This is a genomic window from Flavobacterium sp. N502540, from assembly GCF_025947365.1.
Classification (GTDB): Bacteria; Bacteroidota; Bacteroidia; order Flavobacteriales; family Flavobacteriaceae; genus Flavobacterium.
In genome coordinates, this window is sequence record NZ_CP110012.1 from 2,543,329 (window position 1) to 2,561,925 (window position 18,597).

At 35.5% G+C, this 18,597-nt stretch carries 15 protein-coding genes; 6 read left to right on the forward strand and 9 right to left on the reverse strand.

What is annotated here, in order from left to right; genetic code table 11:
* Positions 1 to 61: 61 nt before the first annotated feature.
* Together OLM58_RS11025 and OLM58_RS11030 are read right to left on the reverse strand one after the other, a co-directional pair.
* The gene (locus tag OLM58_RS11025; RefSeq protein ID WP_264532315.1) at positions 62 to 607 is read right to left on the reverse strand and encodes a dihydrofolate reductase family protein; all 546 of its coding nucleotides are present in this window, start codon (positions 605 to 607) and stop codon (positions 62 to 64) included.
* A gap of 140 nt (positions 608 to 747) precedes the next feature.
* Positions 748 to 1,248 (reverse strand): nuclear transport factor 2 family protein, encoded by a 501-nt coding sequence (locus OLM58_RS11030; RefSeq protein ID WP_264532316.1) that lies wholly within the window; start codon positions 1,246 to 1,248, stop codon positions 748 to 750.
* A gap of 308 nt (positions 1,249 to 1,556) precedes the next feature.
* Between OLM58_RS11030 and OLM58_RS11035 the strand changes: the two genes are divergently transcribed.
* The gene (locus tag OLM58_RS11035) at positions 1,557 to 2,615 is read left to right on the forward strand and encodes a serine hydrolase domain-containing protein (protein WP_264532317.1); all 1,059 of its coding nucleotides are present in this window, start codon (positions 1,557 to 1,559) and stop codon (positions 2,613 to 2,615) included.
* A gap of 57 nt (positions 2,616 to 2,672) precedes the next feature.
* On the opposite strand, the gene OLM58_RS11040 is transcribed toward OLM58_RS11035, so the two are convergent.
* On the reverse strand, positions 2,673 to 3,863 hold the full coding sequence (locus OLM58_RS11040; RefSeq protein ID WP_017497784.1) for a pyridoxal phosphate-dependent aminotransferase: 1,191 nt from the start codon (positions 3,861 to 3,863) through the stop codon (positions 2,673 to 2,675).
* Positions 3,864 to 3,932: 69 nt separating this feature from the next.
* Positions 3,933 to 5,027: a fatty acid desaturase family protein gene (locus OLM58_RS11045; protein ID WP_264532318.1), complete on the reverse strand. Its 1,095-nt coding sequence runs from the start codon at positions 5,025 to 5,027 to the stop codon at positions 3,933 to 3,935.
* 108 nt (positions 5,028 to 5,135) lie between these two features.
* On the opposite strand from OLM58_RS11045, the gene rsmG reads away from it, so the two are divergent.
* Positions 5,136 to 5,765, forward strand: a complete 630-nt coding sequence (rsmG, locus tag OLM58_RS11050; RefSeq protein WP_264532319.1) for a 16S rRNA (guanine(527)-N(7))-methyltransferase RsmG — start codon at positions 5,136 to 5,138, stop codon at positions 5,763 to 5,765.
* Positions 5,766 to 5,848: 83 nt separating this feature from the next.
* On the opposite strand, the gene OLM58_RS11055 is transcribed toward rsmG, so the two are convergent.
* A complete protein-coding gene (locus OLM58_RS11055) occupies positions 5,849 to 6,580 on the reverse strand; it encodes a hypothetical protein (protein ID WP_264532320.1) in 732 nt (243 codons plus the stop codon).
* A gap of 484 nt (positions 6,581 to 7,064) precedes the next feature.
* Between OLM58_RS11055 and OLM58_RS11060 the strand changes: the two genes are divergently transcribed.
* The 4 genes from OLM58_RS11060 (at position 7,065) to OLM58_RS11075 (ending at position 12,489) form a co-directional block, all read left to right on the forward strand.
* On the forward strand, positions 7,065 to 8,120 hold the full coding sequence (locus tag OLM58_RS11060) for a sensor histidine kinase (RefSeq protein WP_264532321.1): 1,056 nt from the start codon (positions 7,065 to 7,067) through the stop codon (positions 8,118 to 8,120).
* Entirely contained in the window at positions 8,117 to 8,836 is a 720-nt protein-coding gene (locus OLM58_RS11065; RefSeq protein WP_264532322.1) for a LytR/AlgR family response regulator transcription factor, read from the forward strand. The genes OLM58_RS11060 and OLM58_RS11065 overlap by 4 nt, the downstream gene beginning before the upstream one ends.
* 202 nt (positions 8,837 to 9,038) lie before the next feature.
* A complete protein-coding gene (locus tag OLM58_RS11070) occupies positions 9,039 to 10,787 on the forward strand; it encodes a CocE/NonD family hydrolase (protein ID WP_264532323.1) in 1,749 nt (582 codons plus the stop codon).
* Positions 10,788 to 11,304: 517 nt separating this feature from the next.
* Positions 11,305 to 12,489, forward strand: coding sequence for a pepsin-like aspartic protease (locus tag OLM58_RS11075; RefSeq protein ID WP_264532324.1), 1,185 nt, complete (start codon positions 11,305 to 11,307; stop codon positions 12,487 to 12,489).
* A 129-nt stretch (positions 12,490 to 12,618) separates the two neighbouring features.
* Here OLM58_RS11075 and pruA read toward each other — a convergent pair whose 3' ends face one another.
* The 4 genes from pruA to OLM58_RS11095 form a co-directional block, all read right to left on the reverse strand.
* On the reverse strand, positions 12,619 to 14,244 hold the full coding sequence (pruA, locus tag OLM58_RS11080) for an L-glutamate gamma-semialdehyde dehydrogenase (RefSeq protein ID WP_017497795.1): 1,626 nt from the start codon (positions 14,242 to 14,244) through the stop codon (positions 12,619 to 12,621).
* Positions 14,245 to 14,490: 246 nt separating this feature from the next.
* The gene (locus OLM58_RS11085; protein WP_264532325.1) at positions 14,491 to 14,799 is read right to left on the reverse strand and encodes a cupin domain-containing protein; all 309 of its coding nucleotides are present in this window, start codon (positions 14,797 to 14,799) and stop codon (positions 14,491 to 14,493) included.
* Positions 14,800 to 14,848: 49 nt separating this feature from the next.
* Complete coding sequence (locus OLM58_RS11090; RefSeq protein ID WP_264532326.1) at positions 14,849 to 16,516, reverse strand: hydantoinase B/oxoprolinase family protein; 1,668 nt, start codon at positions 16,514 to 16,516, stop codon at positions 14,849 to 14,851.
* Entirely contained in the window at positions 16,503 to 18,578 is a 2,076-nt protein-coding gene (locus OLM58_RS11095) for a hydantoinase/oxoprolinase family protein (protein ID WP_264532327.1), read from the reverse strand. The genes OLM58_RS11090 and OLM58_RS11095 overlap by 14 nt, the downstream gene beginning before the upstream one ends.
* Positions 18,579 to 18,597 lie beyond the last annotated feature (19 nt).

The window sequence follows — 18,597 nt, forward strand, 5'->3', positions numbered from 1 at the left end:
AATGCTGAAGTGACTTTTTTTGAAATAGTTAGGTTATATGGAATGATGATAAATGGACTTTTTATTTAACGGGTTCGTAAATAAGCTGTATTACACCCGATTTAAAGATATTGGTGGTCAGTAACTTTAATTCTAATCTTTCTTTTAAGTCTTCAAATAGTGGTTTTCCGCTTCCCAGAGCTATTGGATGAACTGATATTCTATAGGTATCAATAAGATTGAATTGAATAAAAGTTTTAATAAGGCTCGCTCCACCATATAACCAGATATCTTTTCCCGATTGTTTTTTGATTTCGTTTGCCTTAGTTACGATGTCAGAATTGATAAAAGAGGCATTGTCGTCTTCTCTGTTTTGACTGGAAAAAACATATTTGTTTTTTGCATGTAGTGCTTTCCAAAGTGACTTTTCAGCAGGACTTGCATTTTCATCGGGTTGATAATTTCCCCACATATCATAGCTCACTCTGCCATAAAAAATGGTGTCTATACTGGATAAGAATCCATCAAAATTCATATCATCATCCATGATACACCAATCTGTTTCTCCGTTGGGACCTTCAATAAAACCATCTAAAGTTACAGCCAGATCTAAAATTATTTTTTTCATTTGGGAATTTTGTTTAGTATATTTTGACATAAAAATAAAGTTATTCTTGGATGAACCTAATCGTTTGTGTGTTAAAATGCTTTTTATAGTGACAACAGTTTTAAATTTTTATTATTTACCTTTTAGGTTGTTGTTTAATTTTAATGCCCATAGCTAATGACTCGGGTAATTTTCCAGCCTGTAGGGGTGTTTTTCCAGATATGAGTAAATTTATAGGTACCACAGTTGATGAGCTCTCCCTTTTCAAGTCGGCAGAATTTATGCAATCCGGTTTGTATGGCTCCATAATCTTTAATGGGGTAAACTTCAATGCTTCCTTCTACCAGAACTCTTCTTGTATATCCATAATTGGTGAAAATTCGTCGGAAGTTTTCCATTGTTTTTGTATAGTCGTCTAGTCCTCCTGTATCATGAAAGAATTCAAGGTCTTCTGCGAATAAAGTTTTTAATTTTTCTAAATCACCTTTGTTAGCAGCTTCAAAAACAACTCCGTCCATTTTTACAATGGTATCAAATAGTTCTTTAGATATCGGTGTATAGGGATTTGATTCGGTTATGGTTATTTTTTTTGTTACGATACAGGATGTTGCTAATATTCCTATTGTGAGCAGTAATACGATTGTAGCAATTATATTTTTCATGTTTTTTATTTTAAGGTTAACCTTGTAAAAAGCAGATCCAATACTTTTTGTATTGATTTGTTAAAAATACTAATAAAATGATTTAAAAAGACAAGGTCATAGGGAGTTGTAAAATGTAATTTGTTCTGCTACAGCTTTTTGAGGTTAGGGATAAGAGCGACATCCTTTTGCTTTTTTTTTTTAAAGCAAAAGATACAGCGGATAGCCCGGCCGGAGGAAACCCTATAAATTCTAATAATATACCTTCTGTAACCTTTAGCTGATGGAAGTCGTCAAAGCTCTTATCAATCAGACTAAATAATCACAAAATGAAAACCTTGTTAAAATCGTTTATTGTTCTGTTTCTAATTGCCTGTTCGGGGCTGTCGGCTCAGAGTTTAGAAACAAAAATAGATCAATTAATTGCCTCAAAGTTTAAACCTGAAAACCCGGGGGCTGTTTTTCTGTCTGTTAAAAAAGGAAAAGTAGTGTATCGAAAAGCTTTTGGAATGGCCAATTTAGAAATGGATGTTCAAATGAAACCCGAGTCTGTTTTTGAAATCGGATCCATGACCAAGCAATTTACGGCTGTTGCTGTTTTGATGCTTGCAGAGCAGGGAAAGCTTAAACTTGATGATGAAATCACGAAGTTTATTCCCGATTATCCAACCAATGGAAATAAGATTACCCTGCATCATTTGTTAACACATACTTCCGGAATTAAGGATTTTACCGGTATGAAAGCGATAAAAGATATCGCCCGACGAGATTTGTCGCCAAAAGAATTAGTTGATTTCTTTAAGAATGAACCGGTTGATTTTAAACCCGGGGAACAGTATAAGTATTGCAATTCCGGCTATGTTCTTTTGGGGTATATCATTGAAATTGTATCAGGTCAGACGTATGAAGAATTTGTAACGCAACATATTTTTAAGAAAATAGTGATGGAAAATACCTATTACGCGAGCCATGATAAGATTATTAAAAGCAGGGTTTCCGGTTATCGAAATAGGGATGGTTTTATTAATGCCAATTATATCAGTTTCTCTATTCCATATGCTTCGGGATCGATTATGTCAAATGTTGATGATTTATGGAAGTGGCAAAATGCAGTAAGGAGTAATACGTTATTGAGCCCCGCTTTCACGTTAAAAGCTTTTACCAATTATCAGTTGAATAACAAAACGAATATAGATTACGGCTACGGCTGGCATTTAGAAAAAGTAAAAAATAAAATGGTGTATGAACACGGTGGAAGCATTTTTGGCTTTAAATCGATGGGGATTTACGAACCTACAGAACAAATTTATGTAGTAGGATTAAGTAATTGCGATTACAATTCACCAACTGCAATTACAAAAGAGATCGCTTCACTTTTAATCGACTAGATAAAAAAAGGGTATTTTCGGAAAGAAAACACCCTTTTGATTATTGTTTGTATGGCATTATGCAGTCAAAGCTTCTTTGATTCTGCGTAAAGCTTCTTTTAAAATATCGTCGCTTGTAGCATAAGAGAAACGGATACAATTTGGATTTCCAAAAGCATCACCTGTTACCGTTGCTACATTGGCTTCAGCTAACAAATACATAGAAACATCATTTGCATCTTTAATTTCTGTTCCTCTTAATGTTTTTCCAAAGAAAGAAGATACATCAGGGAAAACGTAGAAAGCTCCTTCCGGAACGTTGATTTTTACACCTGGAATTTCTTTAAGCAATCCAACAACTAAATCTCTACGGGTATGGAAAGCCTGAACCATGTGGTTTAATACACTTGGATCGGCTTCTACAGCTGTAATTGTGGCACGCTGTGCTACAGAGTTTGCTCCGGAAGTTACTTGTCCCTGAATTTTTACGCATGCTTTTGCAATGAATTCAGGAGCTCCGATGTAACCAATTCTGTATCCTGTCATAGCGAAGGCCTTTGCAACTCCGTTTACAGTGATCGTTTTTTCTAACATTCCCGGAATTGATCCGATGCTGCAGAAAGTTCCTGAGAAATTAATGTGCTCATAAATTTCGTCTGAAACTACATAAATATTTGGGTGTTTTTCCAGTACTTTTGCAAGCGCTGTTAACTCTTCACGGCTGTATACAGATCCGGATGGGTTGCAAGGAGAAGAGAACCACATCATTTTTGTTTTTGGTGTGATGGCAGCTTCTAATTGCTCAGGCGTCATTTTGAAATCAGTATCTACAGAAGTAGGAACTTCAACAGGAACTCCGCCTGAAAGTTTTACGATTTCAAAGTAAGAAACCCAGTAAGGTGCTGGTAAAATAACCTCGTCACCATCGTTTAACATTACTTGGGCAATATTGTATAAAGATTGTTTTGCACCTGTAGAAACCACAATTTGAGATGGTTTGTATTCTAATGCATTGTCTCTTTTAAATTTTTTGCAGATTGCTTCTCTCAATTCTAAATAACCTTCTACCGGAGAATAAGTACTGTAGTTTTCGTCTACTGCTTTTTTAACTGCTTCTTTAATGAAATCCGGCGTATTGAAATCCGGTTCTCCTAAACTTAAACTGATAATGTCTTTTCCCTGTGCTTTTAATTCGCGTGCTAAAGCAGCCATTGCTAAAGTTTGTGATGTCGCTAAGTTGTTGATTCTGTCTGAAAGAATATGATTCATTATAAAATTTTTGAATGTCTTTAATTTCAACTTTAATTAAAGACGGTTAATGATTAATAGTTTCTTATTTTATGCTAGCTCGGGTTTTATTCCAAGATCTCTTAAGTGTCTGTAGTGTGCTAATACAGCTCCTCTCATCGTTTTGAATTCATGATAAGGCAAGTTGCATTCGATGGCCGTTTGTTTTACGATTTCGGCGATTTTTCCGTAGTGAATATGACTGATATTTGGAAAAATGTGATGCTCGATTTGGTGGTTTAACCCTCCTGTGAACCAGTTGACAACTTTGTTTTTTGGTGCAAAATTAGCGGTTGTGTATAACTGATGAATGGCCCAGGTGTTTTCTATCTCTCCATCTTCATTCGGAACAGGATTTGAAGTTTCTTCTACTACGTGTGCCAATTGAAAAACGATACTTAAAATTAATCCGGCTGTGTAATGCATTACGAAAAACCCGATCACGACTTTCCACCATATTACCCCCAAAATCATTGGTAAAGCGATCCAGATTAAAATGTAGATTATTTTTGTGATTACGAGAACGGTCCATAATTTGGTTGGACTTTGCGGTGCTCCGTAAGATAATTTTCTTTTAATATAGTCTTTCATTTGCTTGAAATCGGTTGTTAAGGCCCAATTAAAAGTTAGTAATCCGTATAAGAAAAAAGAATAGTAATGTTGAAATTTATGAAAACGACGCCATTCTGCGTTTTGTGTAAAGCGGATAATTCTTCCGGCATCCAGGTCTTCATCATGACCGTGAATGTTCGTATACGTATGGTGAAGCACGTTATGCTGAACCTGCCAGTTGTGAACATTTCCGGCTAGAACATAAATACTTCCTCCCATGATTTTATTGATCCATGATTTAGAAGAGTAGGAACCGTGATTTCCATCGTGCATGACATTCATTCCAATTCCGGCCATACCAACTCCCATAAGAATATTTAGGAGTAATTGTGCCCAGAAAGGCATGTTAAGCGTTAGTATTAAAAAGTATGGTGTTAAGAAAACGGCAAAAAGAATAATGGCTTTTAAATGCAGCCTCCAGTTTCCGGTTTTCTGAATATTGTTCTCTTTGAAGTAATTGTTTACTCGTGAGTTAAGCGTTCTGAAGAACTTCAGATTGTCTTGCTTCGCAAATGTAGGCGCAGTGTTATTCATAATTATTTTAAATAGGTTTCAAAGGTAATTATTATAAATTTTCAATTTGCAAAATTGAGTTAAATATTTCAATCGTAAAGTACTACTTTTGTTAAAAAAATTAGAGCAATGGATGAGATATTGAAATATTTTCCGGATTTGACTGAACTTCAAATCGAACAATTTCAAAAGTTAGACTTTTTATACCACGACTGGAATGAAAAAATCAATGTTATTTCGAGAAAAGACATTGATGCCTTATATACAAAACACATTTTACACTCGCTTGGAATTGCTAAAATTATGAAGTTTGAACCGGGTGCAACTGTTTTGGATGTTGGTACCGGAGGTGGATTTCCAGGAATTCCGTTGGCAATTCTTTTTCCTGAAACCCGTTTTTATCTGATTGATGTCATAGCAAAAAAAATTAAGGTGGTTCAGGGAGTTGTGGATGCATTAGAATTGAAAAATGTTAAAGCAGAACAAAAGCGTGCTGAATTGGTAAAAGGTGATTTTGATTTTATTGTAAGTCGTGCCGTAACCAATATGCCGGATTTTGTTTCGTGGGTAAAAGGTAAAATAAAGAAGCAGCATAAGCACACTTTGAAAAACGGAATTCTATATTTAAAGGGAGGAGACTTAACAGAAGAATTGGCAGCTTTTCCAAAAGCTACTTTATATGATTTGTCGACTATTTTTGAAGACGAATTTTTCGAAACTAAAAAAGTGGTCCACTTGCCTTTAAAATTCACTGTTTAGAAGCTATAAAAGACCCAATAATGTTTGTTTGTTTTCAGAGCATTATTGGGTTTTGTATTTAAAATAGTATTAGTAAATCATAATTAGGAAACTTTTTGTGATAGTTGAAGGAACGGATTACTCTTTTGATCTGAATTTTGGATGTATTTATTCACCGCTTTTTCTGATGCCATAATGGTATATCGAAATTTAGGATTAAAGAAAAAATCGCGACAGATTACCGATTCGTTATGAGAATCGTATACCTTTTCATCCGTTTCATCAAGATCTTCATTTGCATATGGACACGGATACAAATAAGTTAATTGTATAATGATATTGTTGAACCAATTGTCAAAAACGTTTTTCTTAGGCGTTATATGACGGGCAAGCAGTACCAGTCCTAAAATTTCATTTTGTAAAAAGTAAGATCCTTTTCTATATCTTACATCGATCATTCTCACGGTCATATGTGCTACCCATAATGGACCGTTTATAGGGCCTGAAGCCGGGATGTCAAAATTAGTATCAAATAATAAAGGGCTTGATAACTCCGGATCTTTAATTGAGTACCAAAGTGCTTCGATGCGTTTTTCGGTATCAGTGATACTTGTATTATGGCCTAAAAAACGCCAGTAGATCCACTCCAGTAAAGCAGCACTAAGTCCTACCGTTGCTTTATGATTAATATTTAACAATTTAGTTTCGAGTTCTTTGTATTCATCCAGAGGATCTAAGAACTTTTCCATTTTCGTTTTATTCCATTTAAAATCAATTGGATGCCCAATATGTTTTGAGTTTAGAATAATTTGCGGAGCATTTTTTAAGCTTTTCATAAGTCAATTGTTGATTTTTTTAGTTGATTTCCTTTGTTGAAACTGGATTGTATAGTAATTGTTTATGAAGTTTATTTCTCGGTTTTTTGTGGTTAAGATTTATGTCGCTTTTTGAGGTTATACTGCAAATTTATGTTGGGTTTTTCTTTTTTCGTGTAACGATAGGACATATAAATAACATGATAAGACAGAATTCTTATTTGTAATGATTCTGAAATTTGTTGAAAGAAAAAACGTACATAATAAAACGTACTCGATTTATTTATGTAAGTAAAAGCGTATTTTTTTTAATTCCTTGCTGAGTTAAAAAAAACAAGATAAAAGTCAGGTTTGATTTAAGATCCGGTTTCTGTGTGTTTTATGTGTTAATTCAGGAAAGAACTTCACTCGTCCGCAGTTATCTTTCGCTTGTGTACTTTTATTTGCTCAATCTCTGTTAGTGGGATATCTTTACTACAGCATAATAATTTTTGGCTTGAGAATAATGGTAAAATTATCTACATATTGGAAAATTCAGCTCATTGGATGGATGGCAACTTCCTTGTATTGGGGAGTTTCGGCTTTTTTTGGCAGTAGTTTTATGTGGACAATTGGCATAGCCGATTTTGTATTAGATGTGTTTATCGGTATTTCATTGACGCATCTTTACAGAAATTTTGCTTTGAAAAGAGGTTGGAATAAGCTCAGTCTGAAAAAACTAGTTCCAAAGATAGTGTTGAGTGTTCTTATACTTTCTGTGCTGTACATGTTTTTGATTGTGGGGAAACTTTACCTTGTGCGGCTATTTGTTTTAAAAAACACTTCAATTTCATTTATTTCGTTTTTACAATCCACGCAGCTGCAGGTTTTTATTACAGGTACCAGACTAATGTCTATTTGGGTGCTGGCTTATCATCTGTATCATTATTCAAGATTAGAGCTTGAAACCGTAAAAGAAAACGCCAGATTGTCTGTTATACTAAAAGAAGCACAATTGAATAATCTGAGCACACAGCTTAATCCGCATTTCTTTTTTAATTCACTGAACAGTATTAAATTTTTGGTCTTAGAAGATCCGCATTCGGCGCGACGGGCGATTGACCTTTTATCTGATCTGCTTCGGAATTCTTTAAATAATAATATAGGGAATTTAGTAACCTTAAACGATGAAATCAGTCTGGTTAGGGATTATTTGGAGTTGGAAAAAATACGATTTGAAGAACGTTTGCAGGTGCAGATTGAAGTAGATAGAAATTTGTCTGACCACTTAGTTTTACCTTTAAGTATTCAGACACTGGTGGAGAATGCGATAAAACATGGAATTGAAAAAAGAAAAGAAGGAGGAGCTGTTACCGTAAAAATAGAGCAGGTAGACAATTTTATAAAAAGCAGTGTTCAAAATTCGGGGAAGCTTAATAAAGAGATTAAAGATTTTTCAGGTATTGGATTGAGTAATCTGAAAGAGAGATTGCTGTTGCAATACAAAGGAAGAGCTTCTTTTGAAATTAAAGAAATGGAGAGCGAAACCGTTTTGGTAACTATTTTATTCCCATCAGAATGAGAAAGATAAAAGTTATAATAGTAGACGATGAACGTTTGTCCAGAGAAGAATTAAAAAGGGCGCTAAAACCGCATGAAGATTTTGTTCTTGTTGGAGAAGCGGGAAATGCTGATGAAGCCAAAGGTCTGATTGAAGCTAAAATGCCAGATCTGATCTTTTTGGACATTCAGATGCCTGAAAAATCCGGTTTCGATTTACTGGAATCTCTCGATAATGCACCGGCAGTACTTTTTACAACAGCTTATAATGAATATGCTGTGCGGGCTTTCGAAGTAAATGCTTTAGATTATTTAATGAAACCGATAAGGGAAGAACGTTTTGCAAAAGCAATTGAAAAAATAAGAAATACTTTATCCGGAAAGTATTCTTTGGGAGATGTTGCAGTAAAAGACCGTAAGATTTTCATTAAAGATGGGGAGAAAAGATTCTTTATTCAGCTGGATGAAATTTATTTGATTGAATCTCTTGAAAATTATACCAGACTTTTTTTTCAGGATAAAAAAGCCCTTCAGAGACGCTCCCTCCGTCAATGGGAAGAAATGCTGGATGTGAATGTTTTTTTTAGAATAAACAGAACCGAAATTATAAACCTTAATCACATCCGCGAAGTTAACAGAACCGCTAGCGGTAAACTGGAAGTAAAGTTAAAAACGGGTGAACTCTTAGAAGTTTCAAACCGTCAGGCCGTGAAATTTAAAAATCTTAATGGGATTTAATTTCAAAAAAAGAAAAACTCATTCTTTTTAAATCGCTATAGCAAAAGAAGAGGTAATACAAATGAAGCCGTTTTTAGAGGTACTGAAAACGGCGGGACGCAGTGTGTTGTTTTTGGATTAAAATTCCGGAAAAATAAAACCCAGATCTGACATGACTGATTTGTTTAAAACTACAATAGAACCACTTAAATCAAACAACTCAATGAGACTAATTTTAAAATTGGTGTTTTTTATTTTTTCAGTAATCAACACCTATGCACAACAGACGAGTGTGACAAGATCGAAGGATCTGGAAAGCGCTTATGACATTCAGGACAGTGTAATGATTAAAACCAGAGATGGTGCTTTAATATCAGCAATGGTTGTTCGGAAAAAAGGAAATTTAACTCCTAAGCCGGTCATCTATCAGCATACCATTTATGCCAGAGAAAAAAGCAGAGATCTCAAATCTTTAAAAACAGCGGCAGATAAGGATTATATAGGAGTCATGTCGTATTCACGCGGGAAACGATTTAGTCCTGATGAAATAACGCCTTATGAAAACGAGACTAATGATACTTATGATGTTATCGACTGGATTAGTAAACAGGAGTGGTGCAACGGAAGTGTTGGGATGTATGGAGGAAGTTATAACGGGTTTACGCAATGGGCAGCGTGTAAAAAAATGCATCCTGCACTTAAAACGATAGTTCCGTATGTTGCTTCCAGACCAGGAATGGGGTTGCCGATGGAGAATAATGTTTTTATAAACCCTAATTACGAATGGGCATTTTACGTTGGAAATAACAAATATCTGGATACGGTTGCGGGAAATGACAGGCAGCGTTTCAGGAATATGCAGTTTAAGTGGTGGGAAACCGGTGCGGCTTATAAAAAAATGGATAGTATTGACGGCAGTCCGAACCAATTCTTTCAAAAGTGGATCAAACACCCGTCATTTGATGAATACTGGCAGAAAATGGCGCCGTACGGAAAAGAATTTTCACAGATAAATATTCCGGTTTTAGCCATTGACGGTTACTATAATGATTCTCAAAATTCAGGATTGTACTATTTGAGAGAATTGGAGAAATACAACCCTAAAGCCGACTCTTATTTAATCATTGGCCCGTACGGTCATTTTGGTGCGCAAGTAGGGGGTGATGCTGTTCTGAATGGTTACAAAGTAGATGAGGTGGCTCTAATTAATACCTATAAAATAACCTATCAATGGTTTGATTATATTTTGAAGGGCAAACCCAAACCGGCAATCTTAAAAGACAGAATCAATTATGAGGTAATGGGAGCTAATGAGTGGAGAAGCGCCCCATCTATTGCTAAAATGAGTAATAGTTTGTTAACGTTGTATCTTACCAATGATCCGTTAGAAAAAGGGAAGTTTTATTCGTTGAATGCTGCAAAACCTAATAAAAAAAGTTATTTGCCACAGGAAGTTGATTTTGCAGACCGACAAACTATTAACAACGATTATTATCCTGATCCCATTATTGATAATGAAGTAGATACGTCTAATGGTTATGTTTTTATAAGCGAACCTTTTAGTCAGCCGATAGTGGTAAATGGAGCATTTTTGGGAGAAATAAAAGCCAGCATCAATAAAAAAGATATGGATATTGGAGTTACTTTGTTTGAAGTAACGCCGGATGGAACGTATTTTGAGCTGTCTTATTTTATAGGCAGAGCAAGTTATGCGAAGGATATTACAAAAAGAAATTTGCTTCAGCCCAATAAAATAGAAAGTATTCCTTTTTCGAATACCCGTTTGGTGAGTAAACAATTGCATAAAGGAAGTAGATTGTTAATCACTTTGAATGTAAATAAAAATGCTTTTTCGGAATTGAATTATGGAACGGGGAAGGAGGTTAGCAGCGAAACAATTAAAGATGCCAAAGTGCCTTTAAAAATAAAATGGTACAACGATAGTTTTGTACAGATTCCGATTTGGAAATAAAAAATCCTGTAAAATGCAAAAGAAGAAGCCATCTCAGAACTCAAAAAACGAAAAAAATCACTGTTAATTTTTCAATAAAAAAAGTTATATTTTCAATTTTAGATATTAGAAAGGAAGTCTCATCGTATTGAGACTTCCTTTTTTCTTTACTTAAAAGAAATAAAATTAGGCCGGTCTTGTTTTTTAAAACAGCTGGCGGTTTTGAAAAAAGTAGGATATTTTGAATATTTTTATATATATTTGTAATATAAATCTTAAAAATAAAAAAAATAAGTTGCTATTTGCAAAGAGCTAAGGTTTTTAGAACAGGGGAAAAGCTTTCCTGAACAATATCAAGGTAACAATGGATAACCCTCAGTGGGTTTATTGATAAAAGTAGTAACAACACCTTAATTTTACAGTTGCTTCAAGTCAAGAAAAGTAATCAATCATAAAAAGTATACGTAGTCAATTTAAACTAAAATGTTTTTTCTAGTGATATTTTTTCAAATAAAATAACCTTTTAAATAAATTTAATATGAGAACAATGAACTTTAAAGAAGAGTTGTTATCGAGAATTGAGAGATACAAAGATCTTAATTTGATCAACAAAAAGCCCGTAGTTAAAGATTCTACAAGTGCGTCAGCTGTTTTGCCTTTTAAACTTCAAAGAGGGGCGATCACAAATAACGGTGCTACACCATGGTATATTCTGGCTATAATTGGAACTAATTCAGTCAGTCCACAAATTTTTAAATTCATGATGGATACTGGAACTATTGACACATGGATTACTGCAAAAACATGTACAACGAATGAATGCAAGGCTCATGCTTCATTTGACGCCACTTCATCCTCCTCATTTGTTTGGGTTGATCAAGCATTAGACACAATTAATTTTGGGCCATGGGGTTCAATGAAGGTTAATCTTGGGATTGATTTTTGGTCATTAACTGATATCAATAATGTTAAATCGTCAGTTAGTTCTGATTTTTGGCTTAGTCAACTATACAGTGGTATTCGATTTGAGGAACTTGTGCAAGATGGATTTATTGCTTGTGGCCCTTCTGGAAATTCATCAAGATCAAATTTATTATTCAACTTAATGTGGGATTCTGGTTTGCTTTTACAACCCTTTATGGCTTATTGGGTAGATTACACTATCGATGGAAAAAATGTAGATTCAGGGGAAATAATATTTGGAGGAGGAAATAGTTCAAAATATGACCCAGCTACGATAATTACCTTAGACATTATTAAAGATATATATTGGACTTCTCCATGTGATTCTATTGTTATTAATTCAAAACCAGTATTGGAAGATGTCTTTCTGATTATGGATACAGGGGCATCTGAAATCAAAGGGGAACAGGCAGAAATTGATATTTTAATAGCGGCAGTAACTCTTAATGGTGCTTTGCCTATTCAGCCTGAAAATGATCCTGATGATTATAATTACCCGGATTTAGTTTTTAATTTTGGAAAAACGAGTAGTGGTGGAGTTGGACAATTAGTTTTTAAACCTAGACAATATTTCAATTATATAGAAAATGGTCCTGATATGGGGACTTGGCAGATTGCTTTTACTGTTTTAGCAGGTTTAGGAGATCGTAATTTAACCTTTGGAACAAATCTGTTAGATACATTGTATTCTGAATGGGAGTATGACACATCAGGAGAATTTCTTTCGGCTAAATCGATAAGACTTGCAAAAAGATTGTAATTTATTTCTCAGATAAAATAAGATTGATTTTAGAATAAAAACAGAAAAAGAGGCTGTCCTTACTTTTTGGACAGCCTCTTTTTTATAGGGACAAAGTTTCTAACTTGAAACTTTGAAACTTGCAACAAATTAACCTAAGAAAGGATATCTGTAATCTTCAGGAGTTACAAACGTTTCTTTGATAGTTCTTGGAGATGCCCAACGCAACAAGTTCAATGCAGAACCCGCTTTATCGTTAGTTCCTGAAGCTCTTGCTCCACCAAACGGCTGCATTCCTACAACGGCTCCTGTTGGTTTGTCATTGATGTAGAAGTTACCGGCAGCATTTTGCAATTTCACTGTAGCTACTTCAATAGCATAACGATCCTGGCTAAATACTGCTCCTGTTAAAGCGTACTCAGAAGTAGTATCTACTAATTCTAAAGTCTCTTCCCATTTAGCATCTTCATAAACATAAATCGTGATTACCGGTCCGAATAATTCGGTTTCCATTGTAGTATATTTTGGGTTTGTAGTTACGATAACCGTCGGCTCAATAAAGTATCCAACTGATTTATCGTAATTTCCTCCAACGATGATTTCAGCATCAGCATCTTTTTTAGCCTGGTCGATGTAGCTCGCCAATTTATCAAAAGAACCTTCGTGGATAACCGCTGTAATAAAGTTTCCAAAATCTTCCGGAGAACCCATTTTCATTGATTTTACATCGGCAACTAATTGTTCTTTTACAGCTGGCCATAAACTTTGCGGAATATAAGCTCTTGAAGCTGCAGAACATTTTTGCCCTTGAAATTCAAATGCACCACGGGCAATTCCTGTAGCCACTTGTTTTACGTTAGCACTTGGGTGTGCAATGATAAAATCTTTACCACCAGTTTCTCCAACGATTCTAGGGTATGTTTTGTAGTGGTGAATGTTAGCACCAATTTTAGCCCAGATGTCTTTAAATACATGAGTTGATCCTGTAAAGTGAACTCCTGCAAAATCACGGCTTGCTAAAACAGTATCGGTAATCATTAAAGCATCACCAAAAACAACATTGATAACTCCATCAGGAACACCTGCTTCTTTGAAAATATCGATAATGATTTTTGCAGAGAAAACCTGACTGTCGCTTGGTTTCCAAACCACAACATTACCCATCATAGCAGCACTTGCAGGAAGATTAGCAGCGATAGCAGTAAAGTTGAAAGGAGTAATAGCGTAAACAAAACCTTCAAGAGGTCTGTATTCTAAACGGTTCCATGTAGAAGAATCTGATTTTGGCTGATCTCCGTAAATCTGAGTCATGAATTCCACGTTGTAACGTAAAAAGTCGATTAGCTCACAAGCAGCATCAATTTCTGCCTGGTGAATATTTTTTGACTGACCGATCATTGTTGCTGCATTAATGCGGGCTCTGTATGGTCCTGCAATAAGCTCAGCTGCTTTTAAAAAAATAGCAGCACGTTGTTCCCATGCCATATTTGCCCATGCTTTTCTTGATTCAAGAGCGTTGGCAATCGCTTTTTCGATATGTTGTTTTTCAGCTAAGTGGTAGGTTCCTACGATATGTTTATGATCGTGAGGAGCTGATATTGTTCTTGTATTTCCGGTTCTGATTTCTTCGCTTCCGATGTATAACGGCACGTCGATTTTAGAGTTCCATAAAGTAGTGTAAGCGGCTTGAACTGCTGCTTTTTCTGGTGAGTTAGGTGCGTATCCTTTTACCGGTTCGTTTACCGCTTTTGGTACGTGAAAGAATCCTTTTAGCATGTTATTTAAAATTAGATAATTAGACAATTTAAGGGTTAGACGATTTGATTGTTACGAATAATCTAAAGCCGTACAAAAGTACAAAGGATAAATTAATAATTTGATAATTTTGTGATTAAGATAACGATAAAATAAGGCATTCATGAAGAAAGTAAGTGAAGATCCGTTAGAAACAGCAATCAGGAGTTGAAATAAGGTGCTGTCATTTTTCGGTTTTAGGATTTCATTTTTAATTGATCCGTAGGTTTAAACAAATAAAAAAAACAACACCTGAGAATCTTCAAGAGTTTCGGTCTCTCTGACTTCTTCCTTATGGATGTAGATTAAATCTCCTGCATTCATTTCTACTTTTGCTCCATTTTGTGTATAAACGAGTAATTTTCCCGATAGTAATAAAGCAAATTCGTGTGAATCCAGGGTTTTAAACGGAAGGATTTCTCCTTTTTTGAGAAACACAGATCCACAAGATGCCTGAACATTATTTTCGCTTTTCTCAAAAATATATTTCAAATAATACTCTCCGGTTTTTGGGAAAGTTAGTTTTTTTACTTCCATAATCAATTGTTTTTATGCCGATTCAATTTTAGTGAATCTGTTCTGTTTTTTACTTGTAATTATAATACGCAGAAGCCTGCTCTTTGGTAATGTATCCGTTTTTTAGATCTTTTTCGATTTTTTGAACCGATCTGTTTTCCGGAGCACCATATCCTCCACCAGTTGCGGTAACCAATTTTACCCTGTCGCCTTTGTTGAGTTTTACGTTGGTCACAATATTGTAATCTTCTATGGTTCCGTCTGTTCTAATTACGGTGAAATAATTGTAACTTCCTTCTTTTCCTCCATTTAAGCCCCAGGTGGGAATAGAATATCCTAAAAAAGCACCGGTTAAAAATGCTTCGTCGGATAAAACTTTAAAGGTAAGATACTGTCCGTTTCCTCCTTGAAATTCACCATAACCACCACCTTCGTTATGAAAAGTATATTCTTCAACCATAATGCCATATTTGCGTTCTCTGGTTTCTGCCGGAATATTATAAGATTCTCCGTGGGCATAAGAAAACTGACCTTTGTTGCCATCATGAAAAGCGCTTGCTCCCCATCCGCCCGAAAGCGACTCGGCTTGTACATAAAATTCATTGGTTACTGGATGAAAACCTGAAATGTAGGTAACACATACCGATCTAAAATGTCCCGCCGGTAGTTTATCGGGAGCTATGGGACCTAATGTTTTTAAAAGTAAATCAATGGCAGCCAGAAATATTTCGTAATAAACCGAAGTTGCGGCCGGAGTACTTGCACTTACCATTGTATCGTCCGGACAGATTAGTTTTACATGCGAAAAAGAACCATTATTTGCCGGTAGAGTAGGTGTTGTAATAGATTTGAATGCTGCTCTGACAGCGGTTTCCAGACCTGTTCGGGACAAATTTAAAGGGCCTTTTAATTGTTTGTGTGAGCCTGTAAAGTCGCAAATCATACAGGAGTCTGTAATTTCTATTTTTAATTTTAGAGGAAAAGGACCATTTCCGAAACCATCATTTTCTATCCAGCCCGTATTTTCATAAATGCCATTCGGAATTTTTTGCAACTCTAGTAAACTTATTCTTTCACCATATTCCATAAATTCAACAGCGGCTTTTTCATAAGCTTCCAGACCATATTTTTCGATAAGCCTGATAATGTTGTTTCCTCCAACATCATTGGCAGCAATACCGGAATAGAGGTCACCCAAAGTGCTTTTTGGAAGTCTGACATTTACTTCTAACATTTTGATTAAACCTTCATTTAGAACCCCTTGGTCTTTTATTTTTACAAAAGGAAAATGTAATCCTTCCTGATAAATTTCGGTAGAAACAGTAGAAACAGATCCCGGGTTTGTGCCTCCAATATCAGTCCAGTGCGATTTGTTTACGGTAAACGCAACCCTTTTTCCCTGATAAAAAATAGGAGTAATGATCGCAATGTCCGACAAATGAGTTCCGCCGCCAACATAGGGAGTATTAGCGATGATAACATCTCCTTCTTTTAAGGGGTTGTCTTTATATTGTTTTAATGTTTCTTCGACAACAAGACTCATGGCAGCAAGGAAAGTAATAACTCCGTTTCCCTGAGCCAAAAGTTTTCCGTCGCCATCTGTAATACCAACAGCATAATCTAAAGCCTCATATATAATTGGGCTCATACTTGTTCTTTGAATCGTTTCAAACATAGATTCGCCAATCGCTATTAAGGAATCCTGAATGATGTCGGATGTGAATTTATCTAAGCTCATTTGTATTTTTTTTAGAGATAATAATATTGGCGTAAGAATCAATTCTGCCTTCACAATTGGGAGGGATTACAGTTGAGGTTGAGCTTTCAACAATAATTGCGGGGCCTTGAATAACCCAATTTGGGTTTAGTTTTTCGCGCTCGTAAAAATGACTTAGGAAGATACCCTGCTGGTCAAAATCTACCTTTTCTGTTGTGATTAAAGCATCTTCAACAGAGGTGTTTTTTGCTTCAACTTTTCCAATGAGAGGTTTGTTTACTTTTACTTCAGCAACCAAATGATAATTTACAATTTCGATAATAGTATCGTCAAGTTTAAAAGTGTATCTTTTTTTATGTAAGAGATGAAAAGCATCCTCGATTTCTTTAAGGTTTAGCTTTTTTACATCATTCAGTTTTAGTTTAACAGAATGCTCCTGACCATTATACCTTAAGTCTAAATAATATTCAAAATGAATGACTTCTTTTTCATATTTATCTTTTTCGTAAGCATGGATAGATTCCTTTTCCATTTCGTCAAAAACCTTTTGAAGCGTGTTCAGGTTGTTTTGTTTTAAATCTAAGACATCTGTACGAATGTAATCTCTTCTCAGGTCGGACATTAACATACCAAATGCTGAAAATACACCTGCATTTAGGGGGATAATTACTTCTGGTATTTGCAATTCTTCGGCTAAGTAAGCGCCATGCATAGGGCCTCCGCCTCCAATAACAACCAAAGAAAAGTCTCTGGGGTCGTATCCTTTATTGACTGAAACGCTCTTTAAAGCATTAACCATATTCGAATTTGCAATACGAATGATACCTCGCGCAATTTCGACAGTAGACATTTCTAATTCTTTTCGAAGCGGTTCTGCTGCTTTTTCTATACTGTCAAAATCGGGTTTTAATTCACCACCAAGGAAATAGTCTTTGTGAATCCTGTTGCAAATCACATTGGCATCTGTTGTAGTTAGCGAAGTTCCTCCTTTTCCATACGAAGAAGGTCCCGGACTTGCACCTGTACTATGAGGGCCAACCCGCATTTTTCCACCAGAATCTATCCAGGCAATACTGCCGCCTCCATTTCCTATTTCGACAATATCGATGACAGGGGTTAGGATAGGAAATCCGGCCTGTGTTTTTGTTTTCTCGATAGTATAAGTCGTTACAATTTTTGGGACCCCATTTTCAATCAAAGAACATTTTGCTGTTGTACCGCCAATGTCCAAAATAATTAAGTTTTGTTTGTTTATTGTTCTTCCTAGTACAACGCCACCTAACATACCGCTTGCAGGACCCGATTCGATAAGGGTTATAGGGTTTGCTTTTACATCATCAACCGTTGTTATGCCACCGTTGGATTGCATGATATACAAGTTATGATGGTATCCTTTTTTTTGAAGGTTATGGGTTAGATTATTCAAATATTTCGTAGCGATAGGTTTAACATAAGCAGATAGCACAGTTGTGCTGGTTCTCTCATATTCCCGCCACTCTCTTGTAACTTCGTGTGATGCAATAACCTGAATTTGCGGGTATTTTTGTTTTATAATTTCGCACAGTTTTTTTTCATGAATAGGGTTTTTGTAGGCATGTAACAAGCAAATTGCTATCGATTCGACACCTTCATCAATAAAATAGTGCAGTAAATCATCCAGGTTGTCTGTGTTTAGCGGAGTTACAATTTCGCCCAGGTAATTAATGCGTTCCTGTATTTCCTGACGCAGGTAACGTTCTACAAAAGGAGCTTCTTTTTTGAAATTGAAGTTGTATAAATCAGGTCGTGTCCCTCTTCCTATTTCCAGAACATCCCTAAATCCTTGTGTTGTAATTAAGGCCGTTTTAGAACCTTTTCGTTCTGTAATGGCATTAATTACCACGGTTGTACCATGAGCAAAAAATTCGATAGTACGTAAATCCAGATCGATTTTTTTGATAGCGTTTAGTATTCCTTTTTCAAACTCGCCAGGAGTTGTGCTTGCTTTTGATACTTTTACAGTGGTAACTTCTTTGTTTGTTTTATCATAGTCAAAGAAAACTAAATCGGTAAAAGTTCCTCCTATGTCTGTTGCAACTCTCATATGTCTGGTATTGGGTTTT